The sequence below is a fragment of the Peptostreptococcus anaerobius VPI 4330 = DSM 2949 genome (assembly GCF_000381525.1).
Lineage (GTDB): Bacteria > Bacillota > Clostridia > Peptostreptococcales > Peptostreptococcaceae > Peptostreptococcus > Peptostreptococcus anaerobius.
On record NZ_KB906614.1, the window covers coordinates 24,874 to 45,275 of the forward strand.

Annotated in this window: 19 protein-coding genes; 1 reads left to right on the top strand and 18 read right to left on the bottom strand. The window is 35.1% G+C overall.

Annotated elements, in window-relative coordinates:
- Positions 1-139: 139 nt before the first annotated feature.
- From F823_RS0104465 to F823_RS0104550, 18 genes are all read right to left on the bottom strand, one after another.
- Positions 140-772, bottom strand: a complete 633-nt coding sequence (locus tag F823_RS0104465; protein WP_002846633.1) for an A24 family peptidase — start codon at positions 770-772, stop codon at positions 140-142.
- Positions 766-1,833, bottom strand: coding sequence for a type IV pilus twitching motility protein PilT (locus F823_RS0104470; protein WP_019595424.1), 1,068 nt, complete (start codon positions 1,831-1,833; stop codon positions 766-768). The genes F823_RS0104465 and F823_RS0104470 overlap by 7 nt, the downstream gene beginning before the upstream one ends.
- 144 nt (positions 1,834-1,977) lie before the next feature.
- Positions 1,978-2,097, bottom strand: a complete 120-nt coding sequence (locus F823_RS11150) for an ABC transporter ATP-binding protein/permease (protein ID WP_147285840.1) — start codon at positions 2,095-2,097, stop codon at positions 1,978-1,980.
- Positions 2,098-2,128: 31 nt separating this feature from the next.
- On the bottom strand, positions 2,129-2,809 hold the full coding sequence (locus F823_RS0104480) for an ABC transporter ATP-binding protein (protein WP_004167118.1): 681 nt from the start codon (positions 2,807-2,809) through the stop codon (positions 2,129-2,131).
- 25 nt (positions 2,810-2,834) lie between these two features.
- Complete coding sequence (locus F823_RS0104485; protein WP_002846640.1) at positions 2,835-5,375, bottom strand: FtsX-like permease family protein; 2,541 nt, start codon at positions 5,373-5,375, stop codon at positions 2,835-2,837.
- Positions 5,353-5,529, bottom strand: coding sequence for a hypothetical protein (locus F823_RS11155; protein ID WP_002846641.1), 177 nt, complete (start codon positions 5,527-5,529; stop codon positions 5,353-5,355). The genes F823_RS0104485 and F823_RS11155 overlap by 23 nt, the downstream gene beginning before the upstream one ends.
- A gap of 356 nt (positions 5,530-5,885) precedes the next feature.
- The gene (locus F823_RS0104495; protein ID WP_002846643.1) at positions 5,886-6,434 is read right to left on the bottom strand and encodes an Mpv17/PMP22 family protein; all 549 of its coding nucleotides are present in this window, start codon (positions 6,432-6,434) and stop codon (positions 5,886-5,888) included.
- Between the two features lie 178 nt (positions 6,435-6,612).
- Complete coding sequence (locus F823_RS0104500) at positions 6,613-7,569, bottom strand: ribose-phosphate diphosphokinase (protein ID WP_004167105.1); 957 nt, start codon at positions 7,567-7,569, stop codon at positions 6,613-6,615.
- A 143-nt stretch (positions 7,570-7,712) separates the two neighbouring features.
- The gene (gene glmU / locus F823_RS0104505; RefSeq protein ID WP_002846645.1) at positions 7,713-9,089 is read right to left on the bottom strand and encodes a bifunctional UDP-N-acetylglucosamine diphosphorylase/glucosamine-1-phosphate N-acetyltransferase GlmU; all 1,377 of its coding nucleotides are present in this window, start codon (positions 9,087-9,089) and stop codon (positions 7,713-7,715) included.
- Between the two features lie 46 nt (positions 9,090-9,135).
- A complete protein-coding gene (locus tag F823_RS0104510) occupies positions 9,136-9,792 on the bottom strand; it encodes a C39 family peptidase (RefSeq protein WP_002846646.1) in 657 nt (218 codons plus the stop codon).
- The gene (locus F823_RS0104515; RefSeq protein ID WP_002846647.1) at positions 9,789-10,637 is read right to left on the bottom strand and encodes a hypothetical protein; all 849 of its coding nucleotides are present in this window, start codon (positions 10,635-10,637) and stop codon (positions 9,789-9,791) included. The genes F823_RS0104510 and F823_RS0104515 overlap by 4 nt, the downstream gene beginning before the upstream one ends.
- The gene (gene rsmA, locus F823_RS0104520) at positions 10,631-11,512 is read right to left on the bottom strand and encodes a 16S rRNA (adenine(1518)-N(6)/adenine(1519)-N(6))-dimethyltransferase RsmA (protein WP_002846648.1); all 882 of its coding nucleotides are present in this window, start codon (positions 11,510-11,512) and stop codon (positions 10,631-10,633) included. Before rsmA ends, F823_RS0104515 begins: the two co-directional genes overlap by 7 nt.
- A gap of 39 nt (positions 11,513-11,551) precedes the next feature.
- Entirely contained in the window at positions 11,552-12,082 is a 531-nt protein-coding gene (rnmV, locus tag F823_RS0104525) for a ribonuclease M5 (RefSeq protein ID WP_004167144.1), read from the bottom strand.
- A 206-nt stretch (positions 12,083-12,288) separates the two neighbouring features.
- A complete protein-coding gene (locus F823_RS0104530; RefSeq protein ID WP_004167131.1) occupies positions 12,289-13,434 on the bottom strand; it encodes a S1C family serine protease in 1,146 nt (381 codons plus the stop codon).
- A gap of 109 nt (positions 13,435-13,543) precedes the next feature.
- Positions 13,544-14,875 carry an MATE family efflux transporter gene (locus F823_RS0104535; protein ID WP_002846652.1) on the bottom strand — a complete coding sequence of 444 codons (1,332 nt, stop codon included), beginning with the start codon at positions 14,873-14,875 and terminating at the stop codon, positions 13,544-13,546.
- A gap of 127 nt (positions 14,876-15,002) precedes the next feature.
- Positions 15,003-16,256, bottom strand: a complete 1,254-nt coding sequence (preA, locus tag F823_RS0104540) for an NAD-dependent dihydropyrimidine dehydrogenase subunit PreA (RefSeq protein ID WP_004167112.1) — start codon at positions 16,254-16,256, stop codon at positions 15,003-15,005.
- Position 16,257: 1 nt separating this feature from the next.
- On the bottom strand, positions 16,258-17,490 hold the full coding sequence (locus tag F823_RS0104545) for an FAD-dependent oxidoreductase (protein ID WP_002846655.1): 1,233 nt from the start codon (positions 17,488-17,490) through the stop codon (positions 16,258-16,260).
- A 184-nt stretch (positions 17,491-17,674) separates the two neighbouring features.
- Positions 17,675-18,178, bottom strand: coding sequence for a DUF1097 domain-containing protein (locus F823_RS0104550; protein WP_002846656.1), 504 nt, complete (start codon positions 18,176-18,178; stop codon positions 17,675-17,677).
- Positions 18,179-18,692: 514 nt separating this feature from the next.
- Between F823_RS0104550 and F823_RS0104555 the strand changes: the two genes are divergently transcribed.
- Positions 18,693-20,273 (top strand): sigma-54 interaction domain-containing protein, encoded by a 1,581-nt coding sequence (locus F823_RS0104555; RefSeq protein WP_002846657.1) that lies wholly within the window; start codon positions 18,693-18,695, stop codon positions 20,271-20,273.
- Positions 20,274-20,402: the final 129 nt, after the last annotated feature.

Here is a 20,402-nt window from a genome sequence, read left to right on the forward strand (position 1 = left end):
CTCGAAAAAATATTATATACTTAATTTTTATCCATTAAAATTTAATTTTCATCCGTTAAGACTTAATTTTACAGCTCAATTCACTTTATACTAACTAATTATATCCTCTATAAATCACACCCAGTTAAATATCTTCATTTCAGAGTATAAATGCCATACATATAAAGGGACCTAGACCAACTCTTTCTTCAAGCTCACCGTATATAAAATAATTAATCACCAAATAGCTAGCTGCTAGCATATAGGAAAGGAAAAATACCACTGTAGTCGCATAATAACCCATATGCAGAGTAATAATAAAATATAGGTAGGGATCAGCTCCACCCATAGCCCCTTTTATTTTGCTTAAACTAAGGGTCAGTGCGAATATTATAAGACTTGAGATAAGATTTTCAGGGCAAGATCCCAAAACAAGATTAATCCATTCTCTACCATAGTATAAAACATAGTCTGTACCATACTTTATAAAATACTCAATAAGGTTTACTGTCCCAAAAGATATCCCCACTACAAGCTGGACTATCAACAAAAAACATAAGTCTATATCATATATGTACCTCCACCTAGAGTCCACCCATGATATTAAAAAAATTGGACCCAATAAATAAGCCTTGTAGGAGTTGCTCGGATTTTGCAAGTAGATATAGGTAAGTACTAGTATTTGCATAAAAAAAATCCCTATAAGTATCTTAAAATCAAAATCTATACCTTGGTCCTCATATACCTGCCCAAGCCTAAATATAGTGTATATACTAGAAAATATCGCTACCATATCCCTATACTTCCTCCCCCAACCTTTCTCCTGCAGTAATTAATATCCAAGCAGTTATTGATAAGATCACTTGAAGATATCTCACCATTTTTATAGAGACCTATCAAATCATCATCCATCATATTCATTTCTTTTGACTTACCTGTAGACATATAGTTGGGTATCTGGTTGGTCTTGCCCTCCCTGATCATATTGGCAACAGACTTGTCTACAAACAATATATCAAAACAAGGCTTTCTCCCCTTGATTGTCTGTACTAGGTTTTGGGATATTACAGCCTTCAAGACTAGGGCTAGGTTGCTTGCCACCTTGTCTCTTTCAGAAATACTAAACATATCCATTATCCTATCTATGCTCTGTGATGCGCCCATAGTATGTATTGTAGCTATGCACAAATGTCCCGTCTCAGACGCTCTAAGGGCTATCTTGAGGGTTTCTTCATCCCTTATTTCCCCTATTACAATCACATCAGGGTCCTGTCTAAGAGAGTTAACCAAGCCCCTATTAAATGACTGGGTATCTATCCCAACCTCTCTTTGACTTATTAGGGATTTTTTAGATTCAAACTCATACTCTATTGGGTCTTCTATGGTTATGATATGCTTTTGGTAGTTGATATTTATCTCCTCAACTATAGCTGCCATGCTGGTTGACTTTCCAGAACCTGTTGGTCCTGATATTATAACTAGTCCGGATTTCATTGCAGCAACTTTCTTAAAACAATTAGGTAATTCCATATCCTTTATAGTCTTTACATCCGCTACAATCTTTCTCATTACCAGACCTAACTTTCCCCTTGTAACAAACATATTGCACCTGTACCTCATAGGTGCAAGTTCCAAGGAAAAATCCACCTCATTTTCAGTTAGATTCTGTATGTATAACTCAAACCTCTGCCAACCTATCAGGTCCCTAAAGTCATCCCTATTTAATTTATAGTCATACCGCTTCAATCTACCCACTTCCCTGTAGTAAATGTCCGTCCCCTCTCTCAGGTGAAAGTCTGAAATATCCCTTTCTTGTAAGGCTTCCATGATTTTAATGACACACTTATCTTCCATACCGTACCACCCCTCAACAAATACTTGCCATAAACTTTAATTGCCACGTTAGTTCATAGACATGATATATAAAAAATCAACCCCCTGTAACATAATTTCACGCACAGGAGGTAATAAATTCCATTGAATATTTAATTTTAAAAACTATTCGCTATAATATAAATTTCTATATTCGCCAGAGTTGACTAATAAATCTTCATGTCTTCCCTCTACAACAACTCTACCATTATTCAACAAACTTCTCTCACCTATCTTTGTGTCCATACAATCCTTTAAGAAAAATCTTTTTAGGTTTCTATTTTTTTCTTTCATCCTTAATTATTTTCCCATCACTTATAGTTATAATCCTATCTGCTTGGTCTGCTATATTTTCATCATGTGTTATCATCACTAAGGTTTGATTTAGCTCGCTCACAGTGTTTGTCAATAAATCCATAACCTCTGTTGTTGTTTTACTGTCCAGATTCCCTGTTGGCTCATCTGCAAAAATTATCGATGGCTTGTTGGACAAGGCTCGTGCTATTGCAACTCTTTGTTGCTGTCCTCCAGACAATTCATTAGGGAATTTTTTGAGTTGGTCTTCTAGTCCGACCTTTTTTACTACACTCATAATATACTCTTTATCTTCTTTTTTGCCATCAAGTTGAACGGGCAATACAATATTATCGTATACATTTAATACTGGTATGAGGTTGAAACTTTGAAATATAAATCCAAACTCCTGCCTTCTGATTTTTGATAGTTCATCATCACTTAAACTGTATATGTCTCTATTATCAAATTTCACCTTGCCATGGGTTGGCCTGTCCAGTCCAGCTAGGCAGTGCAGTAGGGTACTTTTACCAGATCCACTAGTTCCCACTATTGCGGTGAATTTACCATTTTCTACGTCTAAGGATATACCATCAACTGCCTTCACTGTAGTCTCACTTTTACCATAATATTTTTTTATATCAATAAGTTCTAAATGCTTCATACATACACCTCTCCAAAAATTTACACTAATCATTTTTAGAATTTATTACAACATTCGTTGAAATAAGTTTTCTGCTTGAGTATCTTTGTATTACAAAGAATACTATGAAAACTGATATTAAAAACAATAATATTGTCGTCATTGGTAATACAAATTTTATATGTGTTACTCCCTTATAATACATGTCTAGATCATGTGTTTTTTTGTAGTAACCATATATTCTAAATACACCTAGTGCTACTGCAATTAATGAACTACTAACTACAAATACCATATTTTCTAAAAGTAAAATTTTACTAACCAACTTCTTATTTGCACCTAACATTCTTAATATACCGAAATCTTTTTCTTTTTTTGCTATTATTATCCTAATTGTGAATGTCAGCGAGAATAATAACAGAATTATGTAAAATGCTAGTCTAAGTTTTATTTTAGCAAAGTAGGTTTTATCTCTTAGTTCTTTTTGTTTTATCCTATTCATCTCTCTATCTTTAATATCATACTTTGATGAAAATATGTCATTTACAATTTTTCTCTCTTTATCCGATTTTACATTAAATCTAACAGCACTTACATCATTTACATTTGTTATTTCTTTCAGCTTATTCAAATCAAAAACGAATTCTACATTTGTTTTATCTATTGCACTTGTCTGCTCTACAAAAGCCTTAGTATTCTTTATATCCAAAATTTTAACAGGAATGGTTTTGTACTTTTGAATCCCTTCTGAAATATACGGTATTTTCAAGGAAATATTCTCACCCTGTTTAATATTTTTAATAAACTCTTGATACTTATTTGTGCCATTATCATAATACAAATTATTATACAGTACATAGGCTACTTCATTGGACTTTATTTTTTTAATATCATCCATGCCCATAATTCCCATTTTTTCAAGTTCTTTTTCTCTAGTAGAGTCTATTCCTGTTATTGTGCAGTCAAACTCATACTCACCTTTCTTTTGTGATATAGCATTGTTAGAAAGATAAGATTCATTCACCAGCCCCACATCACAAACTAAATAACCATATATATTTAAATTTTGCGTAAGACCACTATAATTGTCAACTTGCTTTATATCATCCATACTTATTCCATTATTGACAGAGAAACCATCTTTTTTCACTAAAAAATTCCTTCCCAAATATTCCGACTCATAAATGTCATATTCACTCCACTCCGTCGACATAATTTTTTCCACTCCCACAACACTTATTATGCTACTTCCAATAATCACTATGATTATTATAGGTAATATATAGTTTGAGAAATTATTAATAAATCCTATTATGGATATCTTACTAGCGAAATCTTTAACTTTTATTTTAACGAGATTTGTATTCTTAGAACCTCTCCTTCCCTCATTTATTAATTCTAAAGCCTGAGTTTTTTTATAGCTTATAATTAAACTGACTAGATTAATTATAATCGGTGTAAAAACTACAAGTAGTACTAATAATATGTCATTTTCATTAAAATATACCTTGTATGTATCAAGCGCTACATCGATAGCTGAATCTGTAACATTAGTCCCACCTATCAATTTATATGTTGTTACATAACTAATGCACAAGCCGACTATCGTACTGATTAATCCTAAAATTAAATTTTCAAATATAAGTGCAATACATACATCTTTAGAACTCGCCCCTAATGTTTTTAATAGACCTAAGTTTCTCAGCCTAGTATCATTTAATAGTCTAAACAAACTCGCAATAAATAAAATTGAAACGAAAATTAAAATATAATCGTCTCTACTCCTTGTTACTCCAATTATTGATTCATTTAATCTAGAAATCTCGAAATTCTGGACAACCTTCTGAGGATTTTCAGCTACATCAACCCCCAACTTTACACAATTGCCATACAGGTTATCTAGACCACTCTTGAGCTTTATCAACACCGTATAATTCACACTATTTTCTGGATATTTATCTGTATTATATAGCCAAAACATTGGCTGTTCCTCAACTCTATTTTTAGTCTTTATTTTAGACAATACTCTTGTATATTCAGGATTTTTTTCAATAATTCCAACCACTCTGTACTTCTTTTTGGCTGAATATAACTCATTACTGTCATTTACCTTATAGGGTAAATTGTTTAATCCTCCAATATACTCTCCTAATTTTGTATCCTTTTCTTGTTTAATATATGTTTTATCTATTACTATCTCGTTATTTTTATTAGGATATCGACCACTTTTTAGAACATAGTTATTTTCACCTATTGCTTTTTCACTAAATCCCATTAATTTATATTCTATGCCCGAATTTTCGCTTATAAAAAAACCAAATTTCTCATATTTAATGGATTCTGTGACATTTTCATTTTTTGCAATTAAGTCGGCTTCTTTACTGGTGGCATCATATGATGCCGCCGGATATTTTGGATAAACGTTTTCAACAACTTTCTTATAGTTTATAGACTGGCTCTTTGCCGTTACAAATGGTACAAATACGGTAAATACAGAAACAATTATTGTCAAGAATACCAAAGAATAGATTAACCAATTCTTCTTTATGAAATTGTATGTCACTTTAACATAAGCATTTTTTATCATATTTATCCTCCATTCTATTTTTGATAATTAGTTCTATTAGAGAGTTCACTCTTGTCACCTGGTGTAAAAATACTCCCTCCAAATGGATTTTTGTGTTAAAATTTTTATTTATTTCATCAACAAAAGCATCTACATTATGTTTTACTTTTAACATATTATCCCCTCAAAAATAGCACGTCATATTTAATGCGAATATTATAAATATTCTTTATTTCATTCTACAAAAAATTATACACTAACTCAATATATATCATATTTTTAGTCTATTTAATAATATTTTTAATTAAGATATATTTCATTAAAATACAAGGTAAACTTAGACAATATATCGGGTTTATAACACCATAAGTATTTTTATTACTTATGACGCTAAATTATATAATACAAGAATAGCCATTCATGAAAAACGGATGGCTATTCTTTATTTTCCTGCTACATAAAATATTAAATTGACCTTGTTATATAAGCCTCTATTATATTGTCACTAATATTTTAATACCTATATTATTTTTATGATTTTAATGACAATATTATTCCTAGGCATATTGATAGCAAGGCTGCAAATACAATCCTAAACTCACCTGGCAACAAAAAAGTAATAGTGTGGGCAGGTAGCCAGAATGTAGGTATAGTACCTATAAGTACGTTCTTGGCATAGGCAAAGTAATCTATATTATTACACACCCTCTTTAGGCTGATCTTTTCTCCCTTGTGCTTGTATCTAAGGTCTAGATATGTATCTGTATGCTTGTGTAATACCATAAATACAGGACCAAAGCTAGTATTCATGACAAGTGATGTCAAGAATGCAAACATCAATGTAGACTTCATAATTGGACTATTGCTAGCCTCAAGCTTAATATGCATAGCTGATGCAAAAACTCCCATCATAAAGGCAATCCATACTCCTAGAATACCCCATATAAACATCCTCCACCCTATTGAGTGTGGTATAGTTAACTTCTTATTTTTAATACTTGCAGCTATTATTTCACCAAGAGTTGCTAGTATGGCAAACTTGATAAATGATAGCACATAATGATTTGTTAATATCGACATAATTCCTCCTTTTTGAAAACGTTATCAATGCCTATACATTATAACATGATAGCCTATCTTTTACAATAAAAAAGCCCATTGACTGGGCTTTTTTATCGTTGATTATGATTTTGATTTTGATTTTTTGAAAGTATAGACCTATATCTGTGGACCATACCTCAATTTTAATTATATTCTATTAGAATAACTTACTTACTGAATCACAAGTGTATATTCTATTTATAGCATCTGCAAATACATCAGCTACTGACATAACTGATATTTTTTCTATCTTCTTTTCTTCTGGAAGTTCGATTGTATCTAGTACTATTAGTTCCTTTATACAAGATCCTTCTATTCTCTCTATAGCTGGACCTGAAAGTACTGCATGAGTACAGCAAGCATACACATCCTTAGCACCAAACTTCTTTAAAGCTTCAGCTGCATTTACTATTGTTCCTGCTGTATCTATCATATCGTCAAGTAATATAACATTCTTATCTTTTACTTCACCTATGATGTTCATTACTTCACTAACATTTGGCTTAGGTCTTCTCTTGTCTATTATTGCAATAGGCACTTCCTTGCTGATATTATTAGCGAACTTTCTAGATCTTGTAACACTACCAAGGTCTGGAGATACTACTACTAGATCTTCTATGTCTAATTTCTTAGCAAAGTAATCTGCAAGTATCTTTCCACCTAGTAGATGGTCAACTGGAATATCGAAGTATCCCTGGATCTGTCCTGCGTGCAGGTCCATTGTAAGAACCCTATCTGCACCAGCTGATGTGATTAGATTGGCAACCAACTTGGCTGTAATTGGATCTCTAGCCTTTGCCTTTCTATCCTGTCTAGCATATCCATAGTATGGAATAACTGCCGCAACTGTACCAACAGAAGCTCTCTTAAGCGCATCTATTAGAATTAATAATTCCATTAAATTGTTGTTAACTGGGCTGTTTGTAGACTGGATAACAAATACATCACAACCTCTGATTGTCTCATTGATTGTAACAGATATTTCACCATCACTAAAACTACTAACCTGACAGTCAACTAATTCTACTCCTAAACATTTAGCTATCTTTTCAGCTAACTCTTTAGATGCGTTACCAGCTATAAGCTTCATCTTATGGCTATTGTAACAACTCATAATACACAAACCTCCTAAAAGTAATCTCTTAAAACTCCTAATTTTCTAATAGTATAACATATTTTAAAAATATGCCCTATTTCTTTATATAATTAACACACTATCTATAATTATAACATATTTTTTACATTTATTCACGTTTTTTAGTCAAGTCCTTGGTCTTTTCTTCTCTTTTTTTCAACCCAACCTGGCTTTAAAACCTGACGAGCCCTAGCTATGGCAAGATTACCCTCTGGTATATCGTCTGTTATAGTAGATCCAGTAGCAATAAATGTGTCTTCTTCAACTGTTACAGGAGCTACTAGGTTAGAATTTGAACCTACAAAGGCCCTGTCCTTTACAATAGATTTGAACTTGTTCTTGCCGTCGTAATTAACAAATACAACACCACAACCTACATTTACGTCACAACCTACTTCAGCATCCCCTATATATGATAGGTGAGATGCCTTAGACCCATCACCAAACTTGGCATTCTTGACTTCGACAAAGTCTCCTATCTTACAGTGGTTTCCTATATTTGCCTTTGGTCTTAGGTAGGCAAATGGTCCTACTGTAGTGTTTGTTCCTACACTTGCATCTATTACTTCAGACTTCTTTACGCTTGTAAAGTCTCCAATTATAGAATTTTCTATGCTTGTATGAGGACCTATCTTGCATGATAGACCTATCTTTGTACCCTTAGTCAACATACATCCAGGTAGGATGATAGTATCCTGACCTATCTCTACATCTGAATCTATATATGTAGAATCTGTATCTATTATAGTGACACCATTAGTCATGTGTCTATCGTTTATCCTTCTTCTCATGATTCTTTCTGCGTCTGAAAGCTGGTTTCTAGAGTTTATACCCATCAATTCTTCTATAGTTGCTCCAAGAAAGGCTCCTGCCTTTAGGCCCTTACGTCTGATTATCTCTATCGTATCTGGAAGGTAATATTCGTGCTGGGCATTGTTGTTGCCAACTAGGTATAGGGCATCCTTTAGGTCAGCTCCATTAAAACAGTATATACCTGAGTTTATCTCTTTGATGGCACGAGTTGCCTCATCAGCATCCTTCTGTTCAACTATTTTTACAAGGTCCCCATTTTCATCTCTGACTATTCTTCCATAGCCTGTTGGGTCTTCAATCTGGGCTGTTAAAACTGTTACTGAACAGCCATTTTTATCATGGTAGTCAAAGAAATTGACTAGGGTTTCTGGACTTATAAGTGGCGTGTCTCCGCATAATACAACTATTGTATCAGTGTCTCCTATATAGTCCTGGGCCATCAAGACTGCATGGGCTGTACCTAGCTGTTCTTTCTGATATACAGTCTGTACATTTGATTTTAAGGCAGCCTCTACCTCATCAGAACCATGTCCAAGAACCACTATAGTTTCATTTACACCTGCACTTGTAGATGCATCTATTACGTGGTTTACCATTTCCTTACCGCATACCTTATGTACAACCTTTGGATGTACTGATTTCATTCTAGTCCCCTTGCCTGCTGCAAGTATCACTGACTTCTTCATTATATTTCCTCCAAATTATAAAGATTTATATCTTGTTAATTTTATCTTACTTTACAACTATAGCCCTCTGCCCCATCTGGTAGTAAATCTTGGCAAACTCAATGAAATTCACCGTCTTTTTACCATGTATAGGATCAGCTATATATACCATACCCTTGCCCAAACCATGAACTACTACGCAGTGGAGATTTTTGTAAAAACTTACCCTTTCTCCCCTCTCATCTGTGTAAGAATTGACGCTATACTCAGGTGACTTGCCATCAGTTGTATACCATACAGCTACTGGTTTTTTGGATATAGCAACACTATGTAAAAGTGACAGTATATTCATGCCTGTCTTGTCTAGAGCATAGTTTCTAGCTCCTATGCTTTCAAAGTAGCTATTTGCACACTCTACAATAGGTCTTGCATATGCATAATACCCCCTGGAATTGGACCTTGGATTACCTATATAGGCCAGGTCAGGGTTGGCATTTGTTAGTCCACTCTTCTTCAAAAAATTGTCACTCAATTGCTCAGGCCTTACATTTATACCCTCGTGGCTGATCAGCATAGAAAGTGATGTCACTTCACAACCATTTGGCAAGTTAGGATACTGGCTTTTTAGGTCAATTTCCATAACCCTTGTAGGACCTAGATAAAATCCTAGTGCTATTACAAGCGCCAAGAGCGACAACTTAATTATCCTAATTACATTTTTCATTTCTTAAAAACCTCATCATGTAGGTAACTATACAAGTCTTGGTAAACCTCGTAGTAGGCCGTATTATCGCCACAGTCCACCTTTATAAAGTCTTTTCCCATAGTCTGTATGCTTATCTTTATATTGGATTTTTCCATTTTTATAGTATAGTTATCCTTGCTATTCTTAAATTCTTTTTCTGGCTGAATCTTGCCCACCTCTCTCTTGTAAAGGATCTTGTGAACCACATCATCCTTTCTCCACGGCCAAATTCTTTTTTCATCATTGCCATGTAGGACCGTCATCTTACCTATGCCACTGTTATCAGTTATAAAATCTAGGGAAGTATAGATCATCCTCCTATACATAGACTGAAACTCTTTTTTGCTTATTACAGGTATCTTATAAAATTCTGTCTTCTTGCCATCACTTATCTTAAAATAGTTAAAGTCTGTTTCAAATTTTATTCCTGTATCTGTTCTACCATAATTTTTAGGCGAAAAATCTCCATCTATAGACCTTATTTTGACAAATACCTCCATAGACCTCTTGAATTTATCAAGAGTGTCTCCAGATATTTTTATATTCTCTACCTCTTCATCAGAAATGTATACTTTTTTTCTCTGACTCAGCCTAACTACCAGACTTTTCTTTTCTTCCTCTTTTTTCCTCTGTTCTAACATCTGCTGGACAGAATTTTTTTCATCTCCAGTATCAACCTTTAATACATCATTGACTTGTGCTTGATCATTATTGTATTCTGTCAATTTAAAAACTACGAGATATATCACAAAACAAGCCAATACTACTAATACAGTAAAGAATATCTTATTATGTGTTATTTTTTTCCAAATACGTCTTAACATTTTTGCAGCTCCTTTATCCTAGAGTGCATACAGTCTGAAAGTCTTGCAAATTCTTCCAAGCTAAGTGTTTCTCCACGCCTTTTTTCATCTATACCAGCCACTGACAAGACAGCTGAGATATCTGTTTTGTCAAGAATACCCATGCTTGTAAGTGAGTTTAAAAGGGTCTTTCTTCTCTGACCAAAAGAAGCCTTGACTATCTTAAAGAACAAGTCTTCATCTTCAACCTTGTACTTTCTTTCTGGCCTTACCCTTAGTGCTATAACTATAGAGTCAACATTTGGTTGTGGTACAAATAAGTGTCTTGGAACCTTGGCAACAATCTCAGTATCGCAGTAGAACTGGACTGCCACAGATAAGGCACCAAAGTCCTTCTTTCCAGGATTTGCATTCATTCTCTCAGCAACTTCCTTTTGAACCATTACCACTATATCGGTTACATTTATATCCTCTTCCAAAAACCTCATAATTATAGGAGTTGTTATATAATATGGCAGGTTGGCAACCAACTTAACTGGACCACCGTCCAAGTTTTTATCTATAAGGTCCTTTATGTCCGCCTTCATTATATCTTCATTCACAATAGTAACATTATCAAAATCAGATAGGGTATCTCCAAGGATTGGTATTAATTTTTTGTCTATCTCTACTACCATTACCTTTTCTGACCTTGAAGCTAGTTCTCTTGTAAGTGTACCTATTCCGGGACCGACCTCTATGACCTTATCTCCCTGACCAGCTAGGGACCCATCTACTATTTTGTCTATTATATTGTCATCTATCAAAAAATTCTGTCCAAGTGATTTGGTGAATTTAAAATCATGCTTCTTTACTATTTCCATCGTCGCCTTGTGCGATGAAAGTCTCTTATCCATTCTATACCTCTGCTTTCACTCTACCTATAATTAATATATTTAAATGTTCCTTAGGGCTTCGTCAAATTCTTTCCTAGTAACCCCGTAATTATTCAACCTATTTAAAAACTGCTTGGAGTTGCCGTATCCTATACCCAGTATACGTCCTAGCTTGTCCCTCTTATCCGAAGAATTATCCCCTGCCAAAAGACCGTATTTCATCATATCAGCCTGAGAAAATATCTTTTCATTAGAAGGATTCTCCGTCCTCACCTTTTCAAGGGCAGCCCTTATATCCTCTGGACAGGCATTTTCTATACCTATATCGCCGTCTTTGGTAGCCTGGTCTCTAGGTAAAAAGGCATGCTTGCAACCATCAACCTCACTTGCTATCTTTTTTCTTATCTTCTCACCAGCAAAATCAGGATCAGTAAATATTATTACCCCCCTCTTTTCCTTGGCTGTTTTTATTCTTTCCATAACTCCCTTAGGAAATCCAAAACCTCCTGTAGCAATCAGTTCACAATCAAAGGCCCTCTTTACAGCCCTTATATCGTCTCTGCCTTCTACAACTATTACCTCTTTTATCATCTATATTAACTCCCATCCTAAACGAATACATTTTTATAAAATTAAAAAATAACTTCTCAACTAAAAAATTACGCTATTTTTATTATACTACAAATCTAGCTAGTCTCATAGTTCAAATAACATCTTAAATAGACTATAGATAAAAAATGATAAATATAAGACCCCAGGAAAATTCCTAGGGTCCTATATTTATATATAAACTATTTTTAGAAAGCTGCTTCAAGTTTGACCTTCTTACCATTTCTGTAGACCGTTATAGAATCCTTAGCTCCAGATGAGTAAGAATACAATTTTTTACTTACGTCTCCCAATGTTTTGATGTCACTATCACCTATCTTGATGATTATATCTCCTGGTTTAACTCCTGCCTTGCCAGCTATAGAGTCCTTCTTAACTGACCTTATGGCTATACCATTTTCTACACCCAAGTCTTTTCCTGTATAAGATGTATATGTGGATACGTCTATACCGGATATACCTAAAATAGGTTTTGTAAGGTTGCCTTCTTCCACAACCCTATTAACCACGGACTTGACTATATTTATAGGTATTGAGAATCCTAGGTTGTCTGCATTGGCCTTGGCTGTATTTACACCTATTACCTGGCCTTCTTGGTTAAATAGAGGACCACCACTATTACCTGGGTTTATACTTGCATCTGTCTGTATCAGACCAGACATATTGTTAGATGCTGTATTTACATTCCTATTTAGACCACTTATTATACCCTGGGTAACTGATGTCATAAGGTCTGTTCCCAGCGGATTACCTATTGCTATGGCTATGTCACCTACGCTAATCTTGTCGCTATCACCCAATTCAAGAGGCGCTAGGTTAGACTTTGATACCTTAACTATAGCAAGGTCTAGATTGGTATCATACCATATAACCTCGCCCTTTGTAGACTTGCCATCAGAGAATAATACACTCACCTTATTGGCCTTGCCATCAGATACAACGTGTGAGTTAGTAAGTATATAACCCCTCTTATCAACCACAAATCCTGTACCTGTTCCCTTCTGAACACGTCTATCAGGTCCACCTTCATCGTCAAAATCTCCAAAAAGGCCACCTAATCCGTCTCCAAGAGAAAGTCCAGAAGATTGAACTGTCTCAGATACTATTCCGACAACAGAAGGAGATGCCTTTTGGGCTACTGCCTGATATACATTTTGACTCTTGGCAGATGCACTATCTATCACTTTGTTAGATGTCTGCCCTGTATTGCCAGTAGGTTGGCTATCGCTAACTAGCGCCCCCCTGTTCTGAAGCATATTCATCGTAAACACACTACCACCTACAGAAGACACCAGTGCCACTACCAAAACTAAAACAAAAGTTCTAAATTTCATATTCGTCATTCCTTTCCATATCTTTTAGCCTATTATATGATTAAGCACTTAATATAAACTTAAATCAAATAAGAATTGTATATAAGATATCAAATTAATGACGACTATATTAAACTAGTCTTTTTTTCTTAAATACCATACCTGCATAAATAAAACATATAAATTCTGCAACTATAAAGGAATACCAAACGCCTTCCATGCCCATCAGCCTAGTCAAGATCCACATACTAGGAACCAAGAGCAATAATTGCCTCATCAAATTTATAATTATACTATAAGATACCCTTGCTGTCGCCTGCATATATGAAGCTATAATGGTTGATAGGCCGTTAAATACATAAGATAAGGCCATTATCCTAAGTGCACCTACTCCAAAATCCATCATGGCCTCAGATGCCATAAATATCCTAAGAACCAACCTTGGAAATACTATAAGCAAGATTCCACCGAGTCCCATCATAAGGCCTGCTATAATACTCGCATACCTTGCTGAATCATTAAGCCTCTTATAATTCTTAGCCCCAAAATTGTAACTCATAATAGGTATAGTACCCTGGATCAGACCATTGACAGTCATAACTATCAACTGTTGGACCTTGAAATATGCCCCAAAAAATGCAACTGCAGTAGTTGAATATACAATCAAAAAGGCATTGGCAATAGACACCATTATAGCCCCAAGGACATTCATAATAAACGATGGCAGTCCAAATATGAATATATCCTTGAATATCGACATATCTAGCCTTAACCCCTTAACCTTTATCTTGACCTTTTGCCTTGTAAATATCAAAACATAGAAGGCCAATGCCATAGATAGGCTGTAGCCCAATACAGTAGATACCGCCGCACCACCTATTCCCATCTCAGGAAAGGGGCCATAGCCAAATATCAATATGGGGTCTAGGACAAAATTTAAGACTACACCCGCTATCTGAAATAGCATTGGGGCCAACATATTGCCAGTAGCCTGAATAATCTTTTGTATGGCAATATGGACCATATTGGGTACCTGCATAAGCGTACATATCATCATATAAGTTATGGACAGGTCATATACATTTTCACTTAGGCCAAATGACATAAAATATGGCTTTAATATAAGATAAACTAGGGTCATAATTATAAGCCCCATAATCGTTGAAAGAATAATCCCGTGACTTACTATTGAGTTTGCCTTATCAAAGTCTTTTTGTCCCAATTTTTTGGCTATAAGTATATTTATCCCCACGCCTATACCTATCGAAGACGCCAACATAAATGTTGTAAGTGGAAATGACAGGGATACTGCTGTCAAGGCATCTTCAGATATCCATGAAACAAATATACAATCTACAAAGTTGTATGTATATTGAAGAAACATGGAAAATAAAGGTGGTAGAGACATGGATATTATTAATTTTAACATTGGCGTGGTTTCCATTTTATTTTGTTCAACCATTTTTTTACCCCCAACTCCCCTTTATTTATAAGACAATAGGATGGGAACACTCCCATCCTACTATATTATAGGTCGAGGCAACCTATTATTTATTAATTGTGTCTACAAAGGATTAGAAGAATCTCCCCTATAGATAATTGTGTTTCATTTCTATGTCGTGTACCTCTCTACCTTCCTTGAACTTAATCTCTCCAGGAAGTATACAGTCAAGCACTGGACATACATTTAGGCATAGGTGGCAACCAACACAGTTGTCATTTATAACTGGCTTTCTAGTTTCGCCATCCCAATCTATAGCCTGGTGGGCAGCATCGTAGCATGATACATAGCATCTACCACAACCTACACACTTGTCTTCATCTATCTTTGGTATAATCTTGAAATCTCTGTCTAGTTCTTCAGCTGGAACTATATTAGGAAGGGCCATACCTACTAGGTCCTCAATCTTGTCAATTCCTCTTTCATCCATGAAGTGAGATAGACCAGAGATCATATCTTCTACAATTCTATAACCATACTGCATTACTGAAGTAGTAACCTGAAGATTGCTAGCTCCACATAGCAAGAATTCTAATGCATCTGACCATGTTTCTATACCACCCATACCAGTAATTGGCACGTCCTTTAGTTCTTCATGCTGTTTCATCTGAGTTATAAATCTTAGGGCTATCGGCTTTACAGCTGCTCCTGAATAACCAGATATAGAAGACTTAGCGTTTACAACTGGCATAGCAGTCATATTCTCAACGTCTATATTAGTGATGGCCTTTATTGTATTTATAGCAGCTATACCCTTGGCTCCACCCTTCATTGCAGCCATGGCTGGTATTTCCATATTACCTATGTTTGGAGTCATCTTAGCTATTACAGGTAGGTGTGTTGATTCAACAACCGCCCTAGTATACTTCTCAACTAACTCTGGATTCTGACCAACATCTGAACCCATAGCATGGCTAGTCATCTGTGGACATGAGAAGTTACATTCGATCAAGTCTGCACCAGCTTCTGTAACTTTCTTTGCAAGTATACTCCACTCTTCTTCTGTAGATCCCATTATAGATACTGCAAGTACCTTAGTTGGGAAATCCTTCTTTAGTCTGCTTATATATTCTAGGTTTTTTTCTAGAGGCTTGTCTGATATCTGTTCCATGTTCTTAAAACCAGTCCAAACAGCACCTTCTTTTCTAGTTATATCGAATCTAGGTGAACATTCATCAGGTATAAATATACCTATTGTCTTGTAATATACTCCTGCCCATCCAGCTTCGAAAGCCTTCTTTATCATATCGTAGTTACTACATACTGGAGATGAAGATAAGAAAAATGGATTCTCACACTTAACTCCTAAAAAGTCTATTGAAAGGTCTTTAACTAATGCCATCTTATTTGTCCCCCTTTATTCCTAGGTAATTCAAAATCTCATCTGCAGAAACTTTACCATCTGCAACAGCCTGTACTACAGTCATACCGCCGTTTACTATATCTCCATTCATAAAGGCACCCTTTGGAAGATCTATCTCTCTATAATCGTCACTGGCCTTTTGTCCTATAGCAAATATTACTGTATCAGCCTTCATGCTCAGTTCTGAAACATTGTCCCATGACTTAAATAACATCTTTTCAACCTGCCCGTCAGCATTCTTTTCAATCTTTTCTGGAGCAAATCTAGTATGTATTGGTACACCCATTGACTGAACATATTTTATTTCTTCGTGGTAGGCTGGTGCTTCTTCTATAGTTCTTCTGTATACTATAGCTACATTCTTTGCGCCTAACTGCTTAGAAGTAGATGCACAGTCCATGGCAACATCGCCACCGCCTATTACAAGGATATCATCGCCAAGCTTGATATTTCCATCGTTTTCTCTAGCGTATTTCAAGAATTCCTGAGCTGAGTACACTCCCTTAGCATCCCTGCCTTCTATATCAGGAATTGATCCCTTCCAAAGGCCAACACCAACGAATACAGCATCATATTCTTTTAGTAGTCCTTCAACTCCGTCCTTACCATCTATTCTTGTATTGAACTTAAACTCAACACCTAATTTCCTAACCTGGTCTATGTCGTGTTCTATAACATCCTGAGGTAGTCTTGATGGAGTGATTCCATATGTCAACACACCGCCTGCCTTTTCATACTGTTCAATGATTGTTACATCAAGGCCTGCCTGAGCAAGTTTTGCAGCACATGCTAGGGATGCTGGACCTGAGCCTATACAAGCTACTTTCTTGCCAACCTTAGTCTCAGGAGCCCTTAGTGTCTGCATATTGAATAATTTTTCTTGCTCAATAGCAAACTTCTGTAGCTTACCAATCTTAATTGGCTCGTCTATTCCACACCTTGCACACTCTTTCTCACAAAGGTTTCCGTATGGACAGACAAGGGCACAAGTTCCACCAAGTATATTATTTTCTCTGATAGTTTCAGCTGCACCCTTAAAGTTTCTCATTCTTATAGATCTTATAAACTTTCCTGGGTTAGTTCCAGCTGGACATCCCTTGCTACATGGAGCATCTTCACACAACAGACATCTAGTAGCTTCTTCCATAGCTGTTCTGATATTAAAGTCTTTTTCTGCCGGTTCACCGTACATTATTTTTTTTACATAACTCATTGCATAGTCCCCCTGTTTAGATTTTGTATAGGATAATTATCTTTATAATTGATATCTTCTTGACAACGCAAGGTATAGGTCCACATATTAGATAAGACCCAGCCCGGTTTTTCTTTTTTCAAAACGAAAAAAGGCAAGAATATCTTTTAATAATCCTGCCTTAATAATCAAGTCTGTATAATTCCTAGTTAGACTGCTCTTCTTCTTTACCGAAAAGCTTAAATAAAAGACCCGCTCCCTTGTCACATGATACAGCCAAGACTATACCACAAAGAAGAGATGCAAGGTGAGGTATAATTCCAGGTCCCATTATGTCGCCACCTGATGATAGGTATGCGAAAGTTGAGAAACATCCCAAGAAAGCCCCCGGTATAAACCATAACTCTTTTAATTTCGACTGGTAACACATAGTTCCTGAGATGATGGCTGTCATTAAAATAGCTACTCCTCCTACTGTAGGAAACTTGCTAGATATTAGGACTGCAACAAATGCAGATGCCACTCCAGACATAAGAGCAAAGAAAGCTGTCTTCATACCCTCAAAACCATGTTTACCCGATGCAAAGTAAGCTGTGCAACCAGCAAAACCTATCCAAGTAATCAGTTTCAAAGAAGTGAATGAAGCTATCAAAGCCCAGATACCACAACATATTCCCGTCGATAACGACAATGCAACTAAAAAACTCATTAAAACACCTCCAAATTAATATAAGAATAACAATCAAATTCCTATCAATAATCTATAATATATCATCTTTTCGATGTTTTAACTATACTTAAATTGCATTAATTGTATTTTTTATAAATTGTAACAGTCTTTAATAGTTTAAGGCAGATATTAAGTTTTATTCAATCAAATAATACGTAATCAAGATATTTATCATTCGTATGCTAAGTATAAAGCAAATCGTATGCCAACTTTTTAACTAATTTCGATATCTATTGATAATACAAGATTCTCAATAGATAAATATTTTTTTGTTGATATTTACAATAAATTTCAACCCCTGGCTAATAGGGGGAATTGGTGATTTTTAAGTCCATTTGGAATTGATAAGCCTATTTTTAAGTTATTTTTGACTTACTATGATTTTTTTCTTGAAAAAAATTAAAAAATACTGTAAAATATAATTCATAATTAACTTATTTTCTTCAAAATAAATTTATTATCCACACTTTTTATAATTCGAGAGGAGTTTTCCATGTTAAAAAGCAAGAATAAACTGTTTAATTCACCACTAATTTTGACAGACAAAAAGAACAAAATAATCGACTATAACATCCAGGCTAAAGACAATTTCCCAGGGGTTATATCTGCAGGAAGAGTTGATATATCTAGTTTTGATAAGTTTGACCTACTTTGTACAAACCTAAATGAGACCAGGGTTTACACAAAGAGCGATTATTTTTCAATTGATAATATATTTCTATATGCAATTGATAATTTTTGTGAGGAAATCATTATTATAGATAGTGCCGGCATAGTCATTTATTGCAATCCTCAATTCGAAACTAATCATGGAATAAAACCTAGTGATATAATCGGCAAGGATATCCACTATATTACAGACAAAAACATAGTAGACCACCTTATGTTCGACAAGGTCATATCACAAAAAAAGACTATAAGCTTCAAACAAAAGACAAAAAACGGAAGAATATTCCTGAACACCTCTTCTCCAATATTTGATGATAAAAGAAATATAATATATGTAATAGAAAACTGTAAGGATATAACTGAAACTGAAATCCTAAACAATACACTTAACCACGCTCAACATCAGCTAAAAAAAACAAACGACACCAAGGATGAAGATAATGTTGTAAAAAATACCTTCCAGTATTTCAAGAGCCCTACAGTAAGAGACCTACTGATTAAGACCCTTAGGTTCTCGGAAAAAGACGTCAACGTACTTATAACAGGGGCATCAGGTACAGGCAAGACCTCATTGGCAAGATTTATACATGAGAATAGTCCTAGAAAAAATATGACTTTTGTGTCCATAAACTGTACTACCCTTCCAGAAAATCTAATAGAATCGGAGTTATTCGGCTACAAAAAGGGATCCTTTACAGGTGCCCTTCACTCAGGCAAAAAGGGTTTAGTTGAGCAAGCCCAAGGCGGGACTCTATTTTTAGACGAAATAGGAGAACTACCTATGAACGTCCAGGCCAAACTTCTTGAGCTAGTCCAAGAGAAGAAATATCTTCCTATAGGTGCTCGAGACAAAAAAGACGCAGATATAAGAATAATCACTGCCACAAACAGAAAGCTCCAAGACCTAGTTGAAAAGGGAGAGTTTAGGGAAGACCTCTACTACAGACTAAATGTAGTGCAGCTTCATATGCCCCCTCTTAATGAAAGAAAAGAAGACCTAGAGGTTTTCATCAACCACTTTGTCAACTTTTTCAATAACAAATACGGTACCAATATCAAGTTCTCACCAAAGGTCTACACCGCTTTTAGCAAGTATTCATGGCCTGGAAATATAAGGGAACTTGAATACTTGATCGAGTACCTGATAATCAATGCTCAAAAAAACATCGTCAATACAGAAGATCTACCAACAAATATAACAAACGTTGAAAATAAAACAGAGGAAGTGAGTTCTTTTTACTTCGATACGGACGAAAAAAATGATTTAAAACTCCTACTCGAAGAGGCTGAGTCGGGTATTATAAAGTCCTTCTATACTAAATATCCCTCTTCATATAAGCTAGCAGAAGTTCTTTCAATTTCTCAGAGCAAGGCCCATAGACTGATCAACAAGTATTGTAAGTAGTCACTTAACTAGGCAAACCAAGGACTCTTGTTTTGTTTTAGACCTGTAAAAATTGTATTTTATCACACACATAAGAAACTTCATAAATATAATAAATATACTATAAGACAGGCTAACTTGAAAAAACAA

Excerpts from the sequence above, each read along its gene's own strand:
- F823_RS0104465 (WP_002846633.1), bottom strand. The coding sequence starts at position 772 with ATGGTAGCGATATTTTCTAGTATATACACTATATTTAGGCTTGGGCAG.
- F823_RS0104470 (WP_019595424.1), bottom strand. The coding sequence starts at position 1,833 with ATGGAAGATAAGTGTGTCATTAAAATCATGGAAGCCTTACAAGAAAGG.
- F823_RS11150 (WP_147285840.1), bottom strand. The coding sequence starts at position 2,097 with ATGGACACAAAGATAGGTGAGAGAAGTTTGTTGAATAATGGTAGAGTT.
- F823_RS0104480 (WP_004167118.1), bottom strand. The coding sequence starts at position 2,809 with ATGAAGCATTTAGAACTTATTGATATAAAAAAATATTATGGTAAAAGT.
- F823_RS0104485 (WP_002846640.1), bottom strand. The coding sequence starts at position 5,375 with ATGATAAAAAATGCTTATGTTAAAGTGACATACAATTTCATAAAGAAG.
- F823_RS11155 (WP_002846641.1), bottom strand. The coding sequence starts at position 5,529 with ATGTTAAAAGTAAAACATAATGTAGATGCTTTTGTTGATGAAATAAAT.
- F823_RS0104495 (WP_002846643.1), bottom strand. The coding sequence starts at position 6,434 with ATGTCGATATTAACAAATCATTATGTGCTATCATTTATCAAGTTTGCC.
- F823_RS0104500 (WP_004167105.1), bottom strand. The coding sequence starts at position 7,569 with ATGAGTTGTTACAATAGCCATAAGATGAAGCTTATAGCTGGTAACGCA.
- glmU (WP_002846645.1), bottom strand. The coding sequence starts at position 9,089 with ATGAAGAAGTCAGTGATACTTGCAGCAGGCAAGGGGACTAGAATGAAA.
- F823_RS0104510 (WP_002846646.1), bottom strand. The coding sequence starts at position 9,792 with ATGAAAAATGTAATTAGGATAATTAAGTTGTCGCTCTTGGCGCTTGTA.
- F823_RS0104515 (WP_002846647.1), bottom strand. The coding sequence starts at position 10,637 with ATGTTAAGACGTATTTGGAAAAAAATAACACATAATAAGATATTCTTT.
- rsmA (WP_002846648.1), bottom strand. The coding sequence starts at position 11,512 with ATGGATAAGAGACTTTCATCGCACAAGGCGACGATGGAAATAGTAAAG.
- rnmV (WP_004167144.1), bottom strand. The coding sequence starts at position 12,082 with ATGATAAAAGAGGTAATAGTTGTAGAAGGCAGAGACGATATAAGGGCT.
- F823_RS0104530 (WP_004167131.1), bottom strand. The coding sequence starts at position 13,434 with ATGAAATTTAGAACTTTTGTTTTAGTTTTGGTAGTGGCACTGGTGTCT.
- F823_RS0104535 (WP_002846652.1), bottom strand. The coding sequence starts at position 14,875 with ATGGTTGAACAAAATAAAATGGAAACCACGCCAATGTTAAAATTAATA.
- preA (WP_004167112.1), bottom strand. The coding sequence starts at position 16,256 with ATGGCATTAGTTAAAGACCTTTCAATAGACTTTTTAGGAGTTAAGTGT.
- F823_RS0104545 (WP_002846655.1), bottom strand. The coding sequence starts at position 17,490 with ATGAGTTATGTAAAAAAAATAATGTACGGTGAACCGGCAGAAAAAGAC.
- F823_RS0104550 (WP_002846656.1), bottom strand. The coding sequence starts at position 18,178 with ATGAGTTTTTTAGTTGCATTGTCGTTATCGACGGGAATATGTTGTGGT.
- F823_RS0104555 (WP_002846657.1), top strand. The coding sequence starts at position 18,693 with ATGTTAAAAAGCAAGAATAAACTGTTTAATTCACCACTAATTTTGACA.